The 17,881-nt window shown below is 44.7% G+C and carries 17 protein-coding genes and 1 other annotated feature; of the genes, 11 read left to right on the top strand and 6 right to left on the bottom strand.

The annotated features are described in order from the left end of the window. Positions 1 to 13: 13 nt before the first annotated feature. Positions 14 to 658, bottom strand: coding sequence for a UvrY/SirA/GacA family response regulator transcription factor (uvrY, locus tag OCW38_RS05795; RefSeq protein ID WP_010438064.1), 645 nt, complete (start codon positions 656 to 658; stop codon positions 14 to 16). Positions 659 to 1,084: 426 nt separating this feature from the next. Between uvrY and OCW38_RS05790 the strand changes: the two genes are divergently transcribed. Continuing rightward, on the top strand, positions 1,085 to 3,448 hold the full coding sequence (locus tag OCW38_RS05790; RefSeq protein WP_102397338.1) for a DNA polymerase II: 2,364 nt from the start codon (positions 1,085 to 1,087) through the stop codon (positions 3,446 to 3,448). A gap of 103 nt (positions 3,449 to 3,551) precedes the next feature. Here OCW38_RS05790 and OCW38_RS05785 read toward each other — a convergent pair whose 3' ends face one another. After that, complete coding sequence (locus OCW38_RS05785; RefSeq protein WP_016768367.1) at positions 3,552 to 4,319, bottom strand: nucleotidyltransferase family protein; 768 nt, start codon at positions 4,317 to 4,319, stop codon at positions 3,552 to 3,554. A gap of 137 nt (positions 4,320 to 4,456) precedes the next feature. Between OCW38_RS05785 and efpL the strand changes: the two genes are divergently transcribed. From efpL to OCW38_RS05770, 3 genes are all read left to right on the top strand, one after another. Beyond that, positions 4,457 to 5,026 carry an elongation factor P-like protein EfpL gene (efpL, locus tag OCW38_RS05780; protein ID WP_010438058.1) on the top strand — a complete coding sequence of 190 codons (570 nt, stop codon included), beginning with the start codon at positions 4,457 to 4,459 and terminating at the stop codon, positions 5,024 to 5,026. Positions 5,027 to 5,036: 10 nt separating this feature from the next. Next, positions 5,037 to 5,366: an HI1450 family dsDNA-mimic protein gene (locus OCW38_RS05775; RefSeq protein ID WP_261895386.1), complete on the top strand. Its 330-nt coding sequence runs from the start codon at positions 5,037 to 5,039 to the stop codon at positions 5,364 to 5,366. Between the two features lie 147 nt (positions 5,367 to 5,513). Continuing rightward, on the top strand, positions 5,514 to 5,996 hold the full coding sequence (locus OCW38_RS05770; RefSeq protein ID WP_010438051.1) for an RNA methyltransferase: 483 nt from the start codon (positions 5,514 to 5,516) through the stop codon (positions 5,994 to 5,996). 166 nt (positions 5,997 to 6,162) lie between these two features. Here the strand turns inward: OCW38_RS05770 and OCW38_RS05765 are convergent, their stop codons facing one another. The 4 genes from OCW38_RS05765 to rnm form a co-directional block, all read right to left on the bottom strand. Next, a complete protein-coding gene (locus tag OCW38_RS05765; protein WP_261893540.1) occupies positions 6,163 to 7,500 on the bottom strand; it encodes an IS4 family transposase in 1,338 nt (445 codons plus the stop codon). 165 nt (positions 7,501 to 7,665) lie between these two features. Continuing rightward, positions 7,666 to 8,700: a 23S rRNA pseudouridine(2605) synthase RluB gene (gene rluB / locus OCW38_RS05760; protein ID WP_261895383.1), complete on the bottom strand. Its 1,035-nt coding sequence runs from the start codon at positions 8,698 to 8,700 to the stop codon at positions 7,666 to 7,668. A 160-nt stretch (positions 8,701 to 8,860) separates the two neighbouring features. Next, entirely contained in the window at positions 8,861 to 9,481 is a 621-nt protein-coding gene (locus OCW38_RS05755) for an L-threonylcarbamoyladenylate synthase (protein WP_009848751.1), read from the bottom strand. Between the two features lie 55 nt (positions 9,482 to 9,536). Beyond that, positions 9,537 to 10,406 carry an RNase RNM gene (rnm, locus tag OCW38_RS05750; protein ID WP_016768369.1) on the bottom strand — a complete coding sequence of 290 codons (870 nt, stop codon included), beginning with the start codon at positions 10,404 to 10,406 and terminating at the stop codon, positions 9,537 to 9,539. Between the two features lie 120 nt (positions 10,407 to 10,526). Here rnm and OCW38_RS05745 point away from each other — a divergent pair, with 120 nt between their 5' ends. The 7 genes from OCW38_RS05745 to trpA all read left to right on the top strand — a co-directional run bounded on the left by OCW38_RS05745 (position 10,527) and on the right by trpA (position 17,667). Next, positions 10,527 to 10,652 (top strand): trp operon leader peptide, encoded by a 126-nt coding sequence (locus OCW38_RS05745; protein WP_009848753.1) that lies wholly within the window; start codon positions 10,527 to 10,529, stop codon positions 10,650 to 10,652. Further along, positions 10,599 to 10,713 (top strand) — a sequence feature (Trp leader region). Its footprint overlaps the gene before it by 54 nt. Positions 10,714 to 10,838: 125 nt before the next feature. Next, entirely contained in the window at positions 10,839 to 12,428 is a 1,590-nt protein-coding gene (locus OCW38_RS05740; protein WP_261895380.1) for an anthranilate synthase component 1, read from the top strand. A 2-nt stretch (positions 12,429 to 12,430) separates the two neighbouring features. After that, a complete protein-coding gene (locus OCW38_RS05735) occupies positions 12,431 to 13,057 on the top strand; it encodes an aminodeoxychorismate/anthranilate synthase component II (RefSeq protein WP_261895378.1) in 627 nt (208 codons plus the stop codon). A gap of 9 nt (positions 13,058 to 13,066) precedes the next feature. After that, complete coding sequence (gene trpD / locus OCW38_RS05730; RefSeq protein WP_010438038.1) at positions 13,067 to 14,062, top strand: anthranilate phosphoribosyltransferase; 996 nt, start codon at positions 13,067 to 13,069, stop codon at positions 14,060 to 14,062. A 26-nt stretch (positions 14,063 to 14,088) separates the two neighbouring features. Beyond that, on the top strand, positions 14,089 to 15,540 hold the full coding sequence (gene trpCF / locus OCW38_RS05725) for a bifunctional indole-3-glycerol-phosphate synthase TrpC/phosphoribosylanthranilate isomerase TrpF (RefSeq protein WP_261895375.1): 1,452 nt from the start codon (positions 14,089 to 14,091) through the stop codon (positions 15,538 to 15,540). Positions 15,541 to 15,670: 130 nt separating this feature from the next. After that, on the top strand, positions 15,671 to 16,861 hold the full coding sequence (gene trpB / locus OCW38_RS05720; RefSeq protein WP_261895373.1) for a tryptophan synthase subunit beta: 1,191 nt from the start codon (positions 15,671 to 15,673) through the stop codon (positions 16,859 to 16,861). Further along, a complete protein-coding gene (gene trpA, locus OCW38_RS05715) occupies positions 16,861 to 17,667 on the top strand; it encodes a tryptophan synthase subunit alpha (protein ID WP_261895371.1) in 807 nt (268 codons plus the stop codon). Before trpB ends, trpA begins: the two co-directional genes overlap by 1 nt. Positions 17,668 to 17,881: the final 214 nt, after the last annotated feature.

The following is a 17,881-nucleotide window of genomic DNA, read 5'->3' as shown; positions in this document are numbered from 1 at the left end:
TACGATCTCAGTGTTAAAGGGTCTCAGTGTCTAACATTCCATGTCTAATCGCTAAATGCGTCAACTCTACATCACCACTGATATCCAGTTTGCTGAACAAACGGTAGCGGTAGCTGTTAACTGTTTTAGGACTTAGATTGAGTTGTTCCGAAATATCCGTCACTTTCTGACCTTTGGTAATCATCATCATGATTTGAAGTTCACGTTCAGATAAGTCTGCGAATGGATTTTCAGACGCAGGCGAGAATTGGCTCAAAGCCATCTGCTGCGCAATTTCTGGTGAAATGTATCGTTGGCCACTGTTGACCATTCGAATAGCATTTACCATTTCATCCGGACCTGCACCTTTAGTAAGGTAACCTGCAGCTCCAGCTTGCATCACTTTAGTTGGAAACGGATTTTCCGTATGAACAGTTAAAACGATGATTTTAATATCAGGGTTGAAACGCAAGATCTTCTTGGTTGCTTCTAAGCCACCAATACCAGGCATATTCATATCCATCAAAATAACGTCAGTATTGTTAGTACGACACCATTTTGCAGCATCTTCACCGCTTTCAGCTTCCCCTGCTACGTTCATTCCACGGACGTCTTCAATAATACGTCGTATCCCTGTGCGAACCAGCTCGTGATCATCTACAAGGAAAACATTTATCAAACTTGTATCTCCACACTATTAATTGGCTCTGCAACCACTGTGTCGTTTCATCTGTTTGAAACAATTAAACAAAGGAACAGTGGATCGCAGCATCAAGTACATCTTAACTTAATTAGTAAAAAAAAGCTCTGTTGAATATGTGCTGAAACACGAACTTTAGCAAGTACTTATTTATAAATAAGCCAACTAAAACAATAAGCTTTTGGTTAAAATCAACTAGTTAAGACAACACCCAATAAAATTACACAAGACAAAGATATTTTCAATAACATTAAATCACCATTCGCGACAATTTCGGTTATTTGCTTATAGAGTCCCGTTATTTACAACGATTAACTAGAATTTAGTGACTATTTCTGCCGTCTATTGTGCGTAAAGGATAGCTAAATGGTAGTATTCGACTCCCCATTTCAATAGGTTACTACATTGGATATTCAGCAAGGATTCGTACTCACAAGACAAGCAAGAGACTTTTCAGGGCGTACTCAAATCGATTTATGGCTAAGTACTCCCCAAGGCCCTACTTTGCTGACGATTCAAAATGAAAAACCTGTGTTCTTTGTCGCTCAATCTGACGTGCAAGCATGTCAGGCGATTGCGACTAAAGAAGCTATTGACTGCCAATTTAAACTACTAGAATTGGCCACTTTTGAGCAAACGCCTCTGGCCGCGTGTTATACCTCTTTGTCGAGAAGTAGCTTCGGTTTAGCGCAAGCCTTTCACAACGACGAAATCCAGACTTTTGAAAGTGATGTTCGATTGGCTGACCGATATTTGATGGAACGCTTTATCAAAGGAAGTATCGAGTTTACTGGGGCTGCCATCCAAAAGAACAAACATCGTAGAGTTTCTAATGCAAAGTGTAGATCAGGCGATTACTTACCTAACTTGTCAGTAGTGTCACTTGATATTGAATGCTCAGAAAAAGGCGTGCTTTATTCCATTGGCTTAGACAGCCCGATGGACAGCCGAGTCATCATGGTCGGCGAACCACAAGAAGCAGACACCAACATCCAATGGGTTGTCAACGAAAAAGTGCTGCTTGAAGCGATGATAGCTTGGTTCTCGGAGTTTGATCCTGACATCATCATTGGTTGGAATGTCATCGACTTCGATTTTAGGCTTCTGCACAAACGAGCTGAATGGAATGAGGTAAAACTCACTATTGGTAGAGACAACCAACCAAGCTTCTTTCGCAGTTCTGCACAAAACCAGCAAGGCTTTATTACCATTCCCGGGCGCGTTGTCCTAGATGGCATCGATATGCTAAAAACGGCAACCTATCACTTTCGCTCTTGGTCTCTTGAATCTGTATCCCAAGAGCTACTTGATGAAGGCAAAGACATCCATAACGTTCACGATCGCATGGATGAGATCTATCGGATGTTTAAATTCGATAAACCTTCACTCGCCAAGTACAACCTTCAAGACTGTGTGCTCGTAAACCGCATCTTTGAACACACTCACCTACTCGACTTCGCGATTGAGCGTTCTCGATTAACCGGTGTAGAGCTGGATCGTGTTGGTGGCTCAGTGGCAGCATTTACCAATTTGTACATGCCTCAGATACACAGAGCGGGGTATGTCGCGCCTAACTTAGAGCCGGAGAACTGGATTGCGAGTCCCGGCGGTTATGTGATGGATTCGATTCCCAACCTGTACGACTCAGTTTTAGTTCTCGACTTTAAAAGCCTGTATCCATCAATCATCCGCTCTTTCTTGATTGACCCTATGGGGCTGATTGAAGGGTTAAAGCTGGAACTAGGCCCAGGAGAAAACCAAGCGGTCGAAGGTTTTAGAGGTGGTCAGTTCCACCGTTCTAAACACTTTCTGCCAGAAATGATTGAGAACCTATGGGCAGCACGTGATGTGGCTAAGAAGAACAACGAAAAAGCATTTTCTCAAGCGATTAAGATCATCATGAATTCATTTTATGGAGTGTTGGGGTCTTCAGGTTGTCGCTTCTTCGATACTCGCCTGGCGTCATCCATTACCATGCGTGGTCATGAAATCATGAAACAAACCAAAGTTCTGATTGAAGACAAAGGCTATCAAGTTATCTACGGTGACACCGATTCAACCTTCGTGTCTCTGAATGGCAGTTATGACCAACAGCAAGCCGACGAGATTGGCCATGAATTAGCGGCTTACATCAACGATTGGTGGACGAATCACTTAAAAGAAACCTACAACCTGACTTCTATACTCGAATTAGAATACGAGACTCACTATCGCAAGTTTCTTATGCCGACCATTAGAGGCTCTGAGACAGGGTCGAAGAAACGTTATGCAGGCTTGATCAATCAAGGCGACCAAGAGAAGATCATCTTTAAAGGGCTTGAAAGTGCGCGAACCGATTGGACACCTCTCGCGCAGCAATTCCAACAAACTTTGTATGAAATGGTATTTAACGATCAAGACCCAACGGACTATATCAGACAATTTGTCGATGAAACCTCTGCTGGTAAACACGATGATTTACTGGTGTACCAAAAGCGCTTACGCCGCAAATTACACGAATACCAAAAGAACATTCCACCACAGGTTCGCGCAGCAAGATTAGCAGACGAGATCAATGCTCAGCTTGGTCGCCCTCTTCAATACCAAAACAAAGGACGTATTGAGTATTTGATTACTATGAGTGGTCCTGAGCCCAAAGAGTATTTAAAAAGTGGCATCGATTATCAGCACTATATCGACAAACAAATCAAACCGGTTGCAGAAGCAATTTTGCCGTTTATAGGACTGGATTTTGAAAGAGTTAGCGGGCAGCAGCTAGGTCTGTTCTAGATTGAATCCTCTTCCAAAGTGGTCATTGAAGCAAAAAAGCAGAGAAGTGCTGTGTTACTCAGCCCACTCTGCTTTTTAGTATTCATTGGGAGGTTACTAATCTCTATCCGATACGAAACTCAGTTTTTTGATATTGCTTAACCAGCCATTCCCCAAAACCATCAAGAATCCCTATTACCGAACGTTTAGGAATCGGTTTACCAGAAAGTAAAATGCCTAACCTGTGGATTTCGACGTCTTTATCTGGGTGATACTTCAAGAACTGTTGACCACACTCTATTGGGTCATCGAACCAATATTTGTCACGATACATCACCAAAGAATAACTCGCTCGCAGTAGCTTTTTAGCAATGACCACTTGCGCGGCCACTTGTTGTTCTGGCGTTGTTGCTCGGGCGATCTTATTGCGATACACCGCTAACCAGTTTTCCGCATCCATATTCCAGTGCTTAGCGATTTCCCAACTTGTTTCAAAATCACCATAACAATCCGATAAGTCTTCACCATGCACGCACACAGCTAAATGTTTCAGCATAAAGCCCCATGTGAATATGTTGTCGAAATCAACGATCTCGCTCACCAAGGTGGTTTTGATCGCCACTTGTGTGACCTGAGGGAAGCTCTTTTGAAAACGCCACTTAATGGTGTTTAACAACGTGGTTCGTTGGTCTGGGAAAGGACGATGAGTAACCACAACAACATCAAGGTTCGACCGACCGACGACGGCTTGCTTACGCGCTACACTGCCATAAATATAGACACTGTGTAGATTAGAACCTAACCCACCTTTTAGAAAGGTAATCAGATCGTTAACCACAGGTTGGAATTCAGGTTGAAAAGGCTGTGTTGGGTCAATAACAGGTAGCTGCATAGGTCGTTTCGGTAAATAAAATAATGATTTAACTGTCTCTCTATGATCGCTTAGGTGACTTTATGATTCAAGCTATTCCTATTTATAGCGTCTACGAGATATAATCACCGGATAGACCCAATAAGGACAAACACAAAATGCCTAGAGCAAGTGAGATTAAAAAAGGTTTTGCGATCAATGTTGATGGTAAAACAATACTCGTAAAAGATATCGAAGTAACAACACCAGGTGGCCGTGGTGGTCAAAAGATTTACCGCTTCCGAGGTCACGATGTAGCAACTGGCGTTAAAACAGAAGTTCGTCACAAGGCTGACGAAATCGTTGAAACTATCGACGTGACTAAGCGTGCAGTGATGTTCTCTTACGTTGATGGCAACGAGTACATCTTCATGGATAACGAAGATTACACACAATTCATCTTCAACGGTGAAATGATCGAAGACGAACTGCTGTTCATCAATGAAGAAACGCAAGGTATGTACGCTATTCTTATCGATGGTAACGCAGCTACTCTTGAGCTTCCTTCTTCAGTTGAACTAGTGATCGAAGAAACTGACCCTTCAATCAAAGGCGCGTCTGCTTCAGCTCGTACTAAACCAGCTCGTTTATCTACCGGCCTTACTGTTCAAGTTCCTGAATACATCGCGACTGGCGACAAAGTTGTAGTGAACACCGCTGAACGTAAATACATGAACCGCGCAAGCTAAGATACTTATTATGACCGAAGCTAACGACCTTATGTCTTACGACGATGCAATTGATACTGCATATGACATCTTTCTAGAGATGGCACCTGACAATCTTGAACCTGCAGACGTGATTCTATTCACAGCGCAGTTTGAAGATCGTGGCGCTGCAGAACTTGTTGAAACTGGCGATGATTGGGTTGAACATGTTGGCTTTGAAGTCGACAAAGAAATCTACGCTGAAGTGCACATTGGTCTTGTGAATGAAGCTGATGACGTTCTAGACGATGTATTTGCTCGCATGCTAATCAGCCGTGACCCAGAACATAAGTTCTGTCACATGCTGTGGAAACGCGACTAATACCACTGTCGACGCTCATCTGCATGAGTAAACAAGTATTCATGTAAGCGAGTTAAAAGTTAGCCGAGCCGATTGCTCGGCTATTTTTATCACGCTATCTCCCATCGTGATTACTCACTTTCATCATCAACTTTAGATTCACTGATTATGACCAAAGCAAAAACAGACACACAATCAAAAGGCTACGCCTGCATTGGCCTAGTTAACCCAAAGACACCTGAAAACGTAGGCTCAGTTATGCGAGCGGCTGGCTGCTACGGCGCCAACTCTGTGTTTTACACCGGCACACGTTACGACCATGCGCGAAAATTCCACACAGATACCAAAGAAAAGCACCTAGCGTTGCCTTTAATTGGTGTTGAAGAGCTAAAAGATATTATTCCAGTAGGCTGCGTGCCTGTTGCTGTTGATCTGATTGAAGGTGCTAAGCCTCTGCCTGATTACAAGCACCCACCACGCGCGTTTTACATTTTTGGTCCAGAAGACGGCACGCTAAAGAAAGAGATCACCGATTTCTGTCGTGACACGATTTACGTTCCAACTAACGGCTGCATGAATCTAGCGGCCTCTGTGAATGTTGTGCTCTACGACCGATTGGCGAAAGGCGATAACTTCTCGAATCACAAGTAAATAGAACGAGATACGAAGAGATTTGTAGCTTCACGCAAGAAAAGCGCAAGGCGCAAAGCACAATTGCTGTCGATTACTTCTGCGCTTTTCTCTACTCGATTACTCGCATCCCGCATCTTTTATTTCTTCTAGACGTAAAAAAACCTGCTCAATGAGCCAACACCTATCATTTAAGGTGTTTAGATCGCACAGTGTAGCGAGTCTTACTAAAACGAACGGTCCTACCTTTGGGCCGTTTTTGTTTTTCGGGCAAAATATAACGTTTCACTCGCTCTCTCATAGCTCGCAGCTTTTTGGGAATAGAACCTGGAGAAGCGATAGCACACCACATTAGCTCATCTTGAATATCTCGAAGTGCCATCGTAAAGCTTATCCTAAGTGGTGAGACTTCTGCCTCTTTTGCTATTCGGCTAATCTCCAGACGGATTAAGTTATACGCGATAAGGATACCCCATACCTCTTGCTTTACACCCTCTACAGATTGACTGCGGAGCAGAATTTCATCTTCAAGCATGTCATGCTTAATCTCGCCATAACTCTTCTCGATTTCCCACCTTTCGAAGTACACGTCTAATAATGATTTTAAACTGTATTTTCTATCTGTTAGAGAAGTCAGCAGCCCTTGTATATGATTGGGTTGTTGTTCACCATCATCGGGGTATAGAGCCAGCCTCGCTTTCCACGTTTCCGGGAGGCTCGGGTCTTGCTTTCTAGCTTGTGGAGAGACTTTCATCTCTACAATCAGATCTCGCCCATCATCATCGAGTTGCTCGATGGTTTCATACTTCACATTCGACTTTATGGGCGTCATCCAGTGACTTGTCCCATGCTCTCGTTGCCAGTTAAGCATAAGCTCTGCGCTCAGGTAGCAACGGTCAAAAATGGTCAATGAATTCGGGACAGCTGATGAAATTAAATCTTTTGCATAGCTAATTTCACCTTTAGAACTTTCCCCAAAAGCCACATCATGAATAAGTCGACTCCGTAGGGATGTGAGTGCGCACATTCGAACGATTGGATATTCAGTGTGCCTGTCTTTTCGGTAGTAAACATATTGATAATGCTCAGCTAAGCTTGGGTTATCGTGCGTTCTAAACTGTGTGCCATCAATTGAAAATAGGCTCAAACCATTCCATTTATCACCCGCATCTTCCGACTGTGTCCAGTGCTTTGCTGTGATTGAGAATAATGACTCTAAAGGTTTAGCGGTGAGGCGCTTTCTCGCCTGGGGAATCGCACTAGGTGCAATAGACTCACCCAATGAGTTAGACAATTTGAGGTCGAGTTTATCGAGTACATCGGTAATCGGTCTATCTCGATAGAGACCAATACCAACGACTAACCATACAACAAGTTCGGCAGGTAACTTTCTACGACGCATACTCGCTTTGTTCGTTTCAGATAAAGCTTGGTTTATCCAATCTAGCGGAAGGTCTTTTTGGAACAAAGAAAGAGATTCTGGATTAGCAAAATCGTCAACATCGATTAACCAGTGTGACAGCATAAAAAATACCCTTAAACAGAAGTGCTTAAGGGTATTGTCAACCATCTGCAGGATCGTTCAACTGATCAGGAAAATGCTTAAATGATCAGTGTTAGCTCAATGAGCAGGTTTTTTAGTATTCAGCATTTTCAACTAATAAAGCTTTAAGCTTAAAAACTGAAGTAATTACTGACGTGTTCTTGGCTTAGCTGGTTTAGCCGGACGTCCATTGTTCAATTTAGGCTTGCTCTTGTTAGTCTGAGGCTTGCCTTTGCTTGCTGTTGGAGTGCTACGACCTGATTCTGGAGTTGTAGTACCGCGAGTTGCAGGCTTCTTACGCTTAGTCTGGTTACTACGGCCTTTTGGTGCATTTGCACGCTCTTCGTGACGCTTAACAGCACGACGAATTTTTTGGCTACGAGAACGCTCACGCTTACGAGAAGTATTTGAAGGATCAAGATCCAACAATGTTTCTTTCTCTGGATTTAGCTCAACCAACTGACGTAGGTAGTTAACTTCTTCAAGGTCTAGCTCTTTCCAACCGCCGCGAGGCAGTTTCTTATCAAGGTAGATATCACCGTAACGTACACGTTTTAGACGGCTTACTGTCGTTTCTTGTGATTCCCAAAGACGACGAACCTCGCGGTTACGACCTTCGTTAATCGCTACGTAGAAAGTATGGTTCATACCTTCACCACCAGCGTAAACCACATCTTCGAAACGAGCCATGCCATCTTCTAGTTCAACGCCGCGCACAAGGTTCTTAACCTTCTGCTCGTTCACTTCACCAAATACACGTACTAGGTATTCACGTTCAACCTGACGGCTTGGGTGCATTAGGCGGTTTGCAAGTTCACCATCAGTAGTGAAAAGCAAAAGACCCGATGTGTTTGCATCAAGACGACCAACTGAAATCCAACGAGAACCACGGATCTTAGGTAGACGATCGAAAACAGTACGGCGACCTTCAGGATCGTGACGAGTACACAGCCCACCTTCTGGCTTGTAGTAAGCCAGCACACGACAAACTACTTCTTCAGAAGCTTTACCAGTAATAGTGTGACCATCGATACGAATCACTGAGTTCTCGTCTTCAAGACGCTCGCCCAGTTTCGCAACTTGACCGTTAACACTTACACGACCAGATTTGATTAAACCTTCTAGTTCACGACGAGAACCGTGACCAGCTCGCGCTAAAACCTTCTGTAATTTTTCGCTCATTTACTCTTTTCTACCTAATTGTCGTCTTCACAGACGTCGAATGAATTTTTTCGCGACCAAATCGCGGTCGCGTATTATCGCAAATAACCTGCCAAAAAGCACTTGTTATTTACTCAAGCAAGTTTGCTGTTTCGTTACAGACTGTTAATCAGTAACGCTATTATTCAAACGGTGCTGGATCGCCGGCACCACGACGTAAAACAACGGCGTCATCGTCGCTGAAGTCAATAACTGTGGTTGGTTGCTCACCTAAGTAACCGCCATTCAAAATGACATCAACCGCATGCTCTAGGCTGTCACGAATTTCTTCAGGGTCCGATTCAGTTGTCTCGTTCCCCGGAAGAATCAGTGACGTCGACATCAATGGCTCGCCCATCGCTTCCAACAAGTCGAGTGCAATCTTGTTGTCTGGGACACGAATCCCAATCGTTTTACGCTTGGCGTTCATCAGACGCTTTGGCACTTCTTTGGTTGCTTTAAAAATAAACGTGTAAGCACCGGGCGTATGCGCCTTAAGCAGGCGGAATGCGACGTTATCTACTCGTGCGTACAGAGACAATTCAGAAAGATCACGGCATAACAACGTGAAATTGTGTTTGTCATCGATTCGACGGATCTTACAGATACGTTCAAGTGCTTGTTTATTTTCAAGCTGACAGCCCAGCGCATAGCCGGAATCTGTTGGATAAACCACCACACCGCCATTGCGAATAATCGCAACCGCCTGGGTAATTAAGCGTGCTTGTGGGTTATCTGGATGTACATAAAAAAACTGGCTCATTGTTGATCCTCGTTATCGAATCTCTCGACTCTATCATCAGAAGGAGCTGGTTCACCTAAATACTGTCATCGGTATCAGATGGTGGAACCGTTTGAAACTCCCAATCTTTCCATACTTCTTCGACCCCAGAAGGTAGCCAGAGATTACGTCCAAGTTCCATCCACGGGGATGGATAATGGAAGTCGCTGCCTTGGGAGGCTAATAGTTTGTATTGTATAGCATAATCCGCAAGTGTGCGTCTTTCTTGTTGTGCTTGTTGAGGTTGAGCCACTTCCATAGCGTCACCTTTTGCTTCAACAAATGCGGCTAACAAACGCTTAACCCACTTTGCTGTAAGGCCATATCGCGCAGGGTGTGCTAATACAGCCTGTCCGCCGGCTGCATGAATTGCCGTGACAGCATCGCTCATAGAGCACCAAGTTGGCGGCACGTAGCCTGGGTTATTGCGAGTTAGAAACTTTTTAAATACCTGCTGCATGGTTTTCGCATAACCGTTATCAACTAGCCACTTAGCAAAGTGAGCGCGAGTAATCGGCGCATCACCAGCAATCAACTTAACCTCATCGAGAACCCCTTCTCGGGTCGCTTTCTCAAGGCGCTGAGCAATCATCTCTGCACGTCCGACACGGTGTTGCTTCTGTTGTTCAATTAACGCTTTCAATTCTGGTGATTCAGGATCGACGTTTAACCCAACAATATGGATATCTTTGTTTTGCCAAACGGTTGAGATCTCGATGCCGTTAATCAACTGAATAGGAAGATTGTTATCAGCAATATAGCTGCGTGCTTCTGCAAGCCCATCAGTCGTATCATGATCTGTAATCGCTAACGCTTCGATGTTAAAGCCTAGCGCTCGGTCAATCAGTTCAGGTGGAGTAAGTCGGCCATCTGAGGCTGTTGTATGACTATGTAGATCAATTCTCATATATTCTTTTTCATTGTTTTCAATTTTTATCGTTATATTTGTGTCAACGCACTTGACCTGCAAGCACAAAACTAGTTAACTAGTACACAAATACGAAGTATCACATTTGATAGGTTCACTATGTTACAAGAATTTAACCAAAACCATAAAGATAAAGTTTTAGAACTTTCTTCAGTAGAAGCAAGTTCAGAGCTTAATTGGTGGCGCACTTGGACAAGTTCTTGGTGGGCTAACGTGTACTTCTAGTTAAACAGTTTGTTTATAAAAAAGTTATCACTAAGCCCGCTTTCATAGCGGGCTTTTTAATTTGTCGAACATCTCACATTCAACTGACTAACAAATCAACGAATTGACCATATTCTAGATTGGGTGAACAGTATCTTTATGCGACTATGTACGACAGGAAATTTAAAGAATCATAAAGGAGGTCTTGTGAACAAGGCCATTGAAATCAAAAAGCTGGGAACCATTGAGGTCATCAATTCTTCAGTTCCTTACTCGCAAGATCCAACCAGCGTTTTTCATACTTTGTGTGAAAACAAAACAGACAGTCTGTTGTTGGAATCTGCTGAGATTGAATCTAAACAGAACCTGACAAGCCTACTCCTTATCGACTCTGCTGTTCGCATCGTATGTCGCGGACATGAAGTAACCTTTCAAGCATTGACTGAAAACGGTCAAGCGCTTATCGAACACCTAACTCAAAATGTGAAAGCAGAAATTAAATCTGACCTGACTGATAACGTTTTGACGCTGACTTTTATCGAGCCAAGCAACGAAGTAGATGAAGACTCACGTTTAAGAGAAGCCTCTTCATTCGATGCTCTACGTTTAGTGCAGCACAGCTTTGAGCAAGACGCAGATAACAAACACGCACTATTCATGGCGGGCTTATTCGCTTATGACATCGTGGCGAACTTTGAACCGCTAGGTGATGCTGAAGCAACCAACAATTGTCCTGACTTTGTCTTCTACGTAGCTGAAACACTATTGCGTTTCGACCATCAAGAGAACGAAGGCCTACTTCATGCGAGCTTGTTCGCTCAAGATGACAGCATCAAAGTACGGCTAACTGAGCGCTTAGCCGAAATTCAAACTCAGTGTCAATCACTGAAAGCCATCACAGAAGTAACACCGCTCAACAACGTTGAAGCGGTACCAAGCGTTTCAGATAAAGACTTCTGCCAAACGGTTCGTGACTTAAAAGAATACGTAGTAAAAGGTGACGTATTCCAAGTGGTACCTTCACGCCGCTTCACACTGCCTTGCCCTGCTCCACTGGCTGCTTACAAAGAACTCAAGCAAAGTAACCCAAGCCCTTACATGTTCTACATGCAAGACGAGCTGTTTACTCTGTTTGGTGCTTCTCCTGAAAGTGCTCTGAAATACGAAACAGAAACTAATCAAATCGAGATTTACCCAATTGCCGGTACTCGTCGCCGCGGTAAGCGCCCGAATGGCCAAATCGATTTCGATCTAGACAGCCGTATTGAGCTTGAACTGCGCACCGACAAGAAAGAAAACGCAGAACACATGATGCTAGTAGACCTAGCGCGTAACGATGTGGCTCGTATTGCTGAAGCAGGCACTCGCCACGTAGCAGACTTGCTAAAAGTTGACCGCTACAGCCATGTGATGCACTTGGTTTCTCGTGTTGTAGGTCAGCTACGTGAAGATTTAGATGCCCTACACGCTTACCAAGCTTGTATGAACATGGGTACGCTAACGGGCGCACCAAAAATCCGTGCAATGCAGCTTATTCGTGACGTAGAAAAAACGCGCCGTGGTAGCTACGGCGGTGCAGTCGGTTACCTAACCGGCGAAGGTACTTTAGATACTTGTATCGTAATTCGCTCTGCTTACGTTGAAGATGGCATGGCACAAGTACAAGCAGGCGCGGGCGTGGTGTTCGACTCTGACCCACAAGCAGAAGCGGATGAAACTCGCGGCAAAGCTCAAGCGGTCATATCTGCGATTCAAGCAGCTCATACTAAAAACCTAACAAGTAAGAAGGAGTCGTAATCATGGCTGATATTGTATTCATCGATAACTTCGACTCGTTCACTTACAACCTTGTAGACCAGTTTCGTTCATTAGGTCACAGTGTGAAAATTTACCGTAACAACATTCCTGCAAAAGTAGTTGAAGCGGCGATCAACGAACTAGACAACCCTGTTGCACTGCTTTCACCTGGCCCTGGCGCTCCGGCTGATGCGGGCTGCATGCCTGAGCTGATTCAGCTGCTAAAAGGCAAAGTGCCAATGATTGGCATTTGCTTAGGCCACCAAGCGATTGTTGAAGCCTACGGCGGCACCGTTGCAGGCGCTGGCGAAATAATTCATGGTAAGGTGTCGATGATGGAACACCAAAACCATGCGACTTACCAAGGCTTACCTTCGCCACTGGCTATCGCTCGCTACCACTCTTTAGTAGCAACGCATGTATCTGATAGCCTAACGGTGACAGCTGAAGTCGATGATTTGGTAATGTCTGTGGTTCAAGAAAAAGACAAAGTTTGTGGATTCCAATTCCACCCAGAGTCGATAATGACGACCTACGGTACAACGCTTCTAGCGAACGCTATCGAATGGGCTCTTGAGAAACCTCTTCATCTAGAGAAAAGCTCTACTCTTGATAAAAAGACTAACTAGGAAACGATCATGGAACAGATTAATAAACTTTACGAACAACAGTCTCTTACTCAAGAAGAAAGCCAACAACTGTTTGATGTGATCATCAAGGGCGAACTAGACCCAATCTTGATGGCTTCAGCGCTGACTGCATTGAAAATCAAAGGCGAGACGCCAGACGAAATCGCTGGCGCGGCAAAAGCACTGCTTGCCAATGCAAACCCGTTTCCACGCCCTGATTACGATTTTGCAGACATCGTAGGTACAGGTGGCGATGGTCATGACACCATCAACATTTCTACAACCTCTGCATTTGTAGCAGCAGCGTGTGGTTTAAAAATCGCGAAGCACGGTAACCGCAGTGTATCGAGCAAGTCAGGCTCCTCTGACCTACTAGACTCGTTCGGCATCAACCTAGCGATGACAGCTGAAGACACTCGTACTGCAGTCGACGAGCTTGGCGTAGCATTCCTATTCGCTCCGCAATACCACGGTGGCGTGCGTCACGCGATGCCTGTTCGCCAAACTATGAAAACACGCACGATCTTCAACATTCTTGGCCCACTAATTAACCCTGCTCGCCCTAACATCGAGCTTATGGGTGTTTACAGCAAAGAGCTTGTACGCCCTATCGCGGAAACCATGCTGCAAATGGGTATGAAACGTGCAGCGGTTGTTCACGGTAGCGGCCTTGATGAAGTAGCAATTCACGGCGAAACGATCGTTGCTGAAATTAAAGATGGCACAATTCACGAATACACCGTGACTCCGGCAGATTTTGGTTTGAACACTCACCCTCTTGAAGCGATTAAGGGCGGCGAGCCAGAAGAGAACAAAGCTATCACAACAGATATCCTGACGGGTAAAGGCACTGAAGCCCAAGTTGGCGCAGTAGCCGTGAACGTTGCTTTGCTGATGCGCCTATTCGGTTACGAAGATCTAAAAGCCAATGCACAGCAAGCGATTGACGCAATGAACTCTGGCAAAGCATACGAGCTTGTACAAAAGCTTGCTGCACATGCCTAATGAACGACGGAGTTGAGACAAAGAACATGACACAGACTACCGATAAACTGTCGACCCACGTTTCAGTCAAAGAAGCTGAAATGGCGGAAGTATTAGCAAAAATCGTTCGTGATAAATACCAATGGGTTGAAGCGCGTAAGCAGACTCAACCATTAGACGAGTTTAAGGCGTCACTAACCCTAACAGACCGCAGCTTTTATGATGCACTGAGCGGCGAACAAACAGTTTTCATCACTGAATGTAAAAAAGCATCTCCGTCAAAAGGGCTAATCCGTGACGAGTTTGACTTGGATTACATTGCATCGGTGTACAACAACCACGCAAACGCAATTTCAGTACTGACAGACGAGAAATACTTCCAAGGTGACTTTGAGTTTTTACCAAAGGTTCGTAGCATTGCTAAGCAGCCAATCCTGTGTAAAGACTTCATGGTTGATACCTACCAAGTTTACCTAGCTCGTCACTACTCAGCTGACGCAATTTTGCTAATGCTATCGGTATTAGATGACGAAGAGTACCAAGCACTGGCTGAAGTCGCTCACTCACTCAACATGGGTGTACTTACCGAAGTCAGCAACGAAGAAGAGCTTCACCGCGCTGTCGCTTTAAAAGCAAAGGTGATCGGTATTAATAACCGTAACCTACGTGACCTTTCGACTGATTTGAATCGTACCAAAGAGTTGGCTCCGCTGATTCGCGAACTGGCTCCAAACGCAGTCGTGATTTCAGAGTCTGGCATCTACACACACAAACAAGTGCGTGACCTTTCAACATTTGCAGACGGCTTCCTAATCGGCAGCTCTCTCATGGCTGAAAAGAACCTTGAACTTGCAGTGCGTAAAGTGACGCTCGGTGAAAACAAAGTGTGTGGTTTAACTCACTCTGACGATGCCGCGAAAGCGTATCAAGCAGGTGCAGTATTCGGTGGTTTGATTTTCGTTGAAGCGTCTAAGCGTCATGTGGATATCGAGGCAGCTCGTTTAACCATGAGCGGCGCACCTTTGAACTACGTGGGTGTGTTCCAAAATCATAGTGTTGCTGACGTTGCTAACACAGTTTCTGAACTCGGTCTGTTTGCGGTGCAACTGCACGGTGATGAATCTCAAGCGTTTGTCGATGAGTTAAAACAATCTCTACCTGAAAATGTTGAAATTTGGAAAGCTTACGGTGTTGCTTGCAGTACTGAAAACGGCGCTGAAAGTGTGCTACCAGAATTACTTCAAAGCAATGTGACTCGTCACCTGCTAGATACTAAAGTGGGTTCTCAAACGGGTGGTACTGGTCAAGCGTTCGATTGGAGCCTAATCAACAACCAAAGCGCAATCATGTTAGCGGGTGGCCTAAACCCAGAAAACGCTAACCAAGCGGCTAAGTTGGGCTGTTTAGGATTAGACCTCAACTCTGGCGTTGAATCCGCTCCGGGTAAAAAAGACGCAGACAAACTGCAACACGCCTTTGCAGCGATTCGTAATTACTAGTCCAAGCTCGGCTCTAGGAATTAGAAAGCAGAAACTAAAAACATATTTGTGAGCTTTGCTTTAGCGAAGCTCAAACAAGATTAAATGTCTTGGTGTGAATACACATCAATAGAATTGAAGGAATAACACAATGGCTAAACTCGATGCCTACTTCGGTGAATACGGTGGTCAATACGTACCGCAGATCCTAGTGCCAGCACTAGACCAACTAGAACAAGCATTTATCGATGCACAAGCCGATCCTGAGTTCCGCAGTGAATTCATGACGCTTCTGCAAGAGTACGCAGGTCGTCCAACGGCACTAACGCTAACGCGTAACCTGACTAAAGGTACAAAAACTAAACTGTACCTAAAGCGTGAAGATCTACTTCACGGCGGTGCTCACAAGACAAACCAAGTTCTTGGCCAAGCATTGCTAGCAAAACGTATGGGTAAGCAAGAAATCATTGCTGAAACAGGCGCAGGCCAACACGGCGTTGCAACAGCTCTAGCGCGTGCTCTGTTAGGCCTTAAGTGTCGCGTTTACATGGGTGCAAAAGACGTTGAACGTCAGAGCCCGAACGTATTCCGTATGAAGCTGATGGGCGCAGAGGTTATCCCTGTTCATTCTGGTTCTTCAACGCTAAAAGATGCATGTAACGAAGCGCTACGTGACTGGTCAGCAACTTATGAAGACGCTCACTACCTGCTGGGTACTGCGGCTGGCCCGCACCCATTCCCAACGATTGTTCGTGATTTCCAACGCATGATCGGTGAAGAAACGAAGAACCAAATTCTAGCTCGTGAAGGTCGCCTTCCTGATGCCGTTATCGCTTGTGTCGGCGGTGGTTCAAACGCTATCGGCATGTTCGCTGATTTCATTGAAGAAGAGTCTGTTCGCCTAATCGGTGTTGAGCCTGCAGGTAAAGGTATTGATACCGACCAACACGGCGCGCCACTTAAGCACGGTAAAACGGGTATCTTCTTTGGTATGAAAGCACCATTGATGCAAGATGAGAACGGCCAAGTAGAAGAGTCTTACTCTGTTTCTGCGGGTCTAGATTTCCCATCAGTTGGTCCTCAACACGCGCACCTAAATGCCATTGGCCGTGCTGAATACGACAACGTGACCGATGACGAAGCGCTAGAAGCGTTCCAATTGATTGCACGTAAAGAAGGTATTATCGCAGCGCTAGAGTCATCTCATGCTGTGGCTCATGCTGTTAAAATGGCTCACGACGACCCAGAGAAAGAACAGCTATTAGTGGTTAATCTATCTGGTCGTGGTGACAAAGACATTTTCTCCGTACACGACATTCTTAAAGAGAAAGGAGCATTATAATGGATCGCTATCAATCACTCTTCACTCGCTTAGCTGAAAAGAATCAGGGCGCATTTGTACCATTCGTAACGGTTGGCGATCCTAATCCTGAGCAGTCTCTTAAGATCATGGAAACACTCGTTGAAGCGGGTGCTGATGCACTTGAGCTTGGTATTCCATTCTCAGATCCACTTGCTGATGGCCCAACAATCCAAGGCGCAAACATTCGTGCTTTAGATTCTAAAGTAACGCCAGATGTGTGTTTTGATCTTATTAGTCAAATTCGCGCTAAATACCCAGAGCTACCAATCGGCCTACTGATGTACGCGAACTTGGTTTACGCACGTGGTATAGAAAATTTTTACGAACGCTGCGCAAAAGCAGGTATCGATTCAGTATTGATTGCTGATGTACCAACCAACGAAAGCGGAGAGTTTGTTGCTGCAGCGAAGAAGTTTGGTATTCACCCAATCTTTATTGCTCCGCCAACAGCAAGCGATGAAACACTTCAGTCAGTATCTGAGTTAGGTGGTGGTTACACTTACCTACTTTCTCGCTCAGGCGTAACTGGTGCTGAAACAAAGGCAAACATGCCAGTAACGGCGCTGCTTGACCGCTTGAACAAGTTCGACGCACCACCAGCATTGCTTGGTTTCGGTATCTCGGCACCAGAGCAAGTAAAAGAAGCCATTGAAGCAGGCGCTGCCGGTGCCATCTCTGGCTCAGCTGTCGTGAAAATCATTGAGAGTAACGTAGAACAACCTGAAGAAATGCTAAAAGCATTAGCTGAATTTGTTACACCAATGAAAGCTGCGACGCAAAAATAATAAATAGACTCCCACTAGTGCGATAATTTGCGCTGTGGGAGTTTTTCTCCGAGAACACGTCCAAACCCTCTAAATTGTTAAATTTATGCTAAAAACAACACTTCATACAAACCTGTAGCACATCTATAACACCTCACCAAAACATCACTATTATTTATAAAAAATAATGGCAAATTAAAAAGCAATCGTTTGCCTTAGTGCAAAAAATCATCAG

It is taken from the genome of Vibrio cyclitrophicus (assembly GCF_024347435.1).
Lineage (GTDB): Bacteria > Pseudomonadota > Gammaproteobacteria > Enterobacterales > Vibrionaceae > Vibrio > Vibrio cyclitrophicus.
The sequence above is the reverse complement of the archived record's forward strand: the minus strand, read 5'-3'. Positions and strand labels throughout refer to the sequence as shown.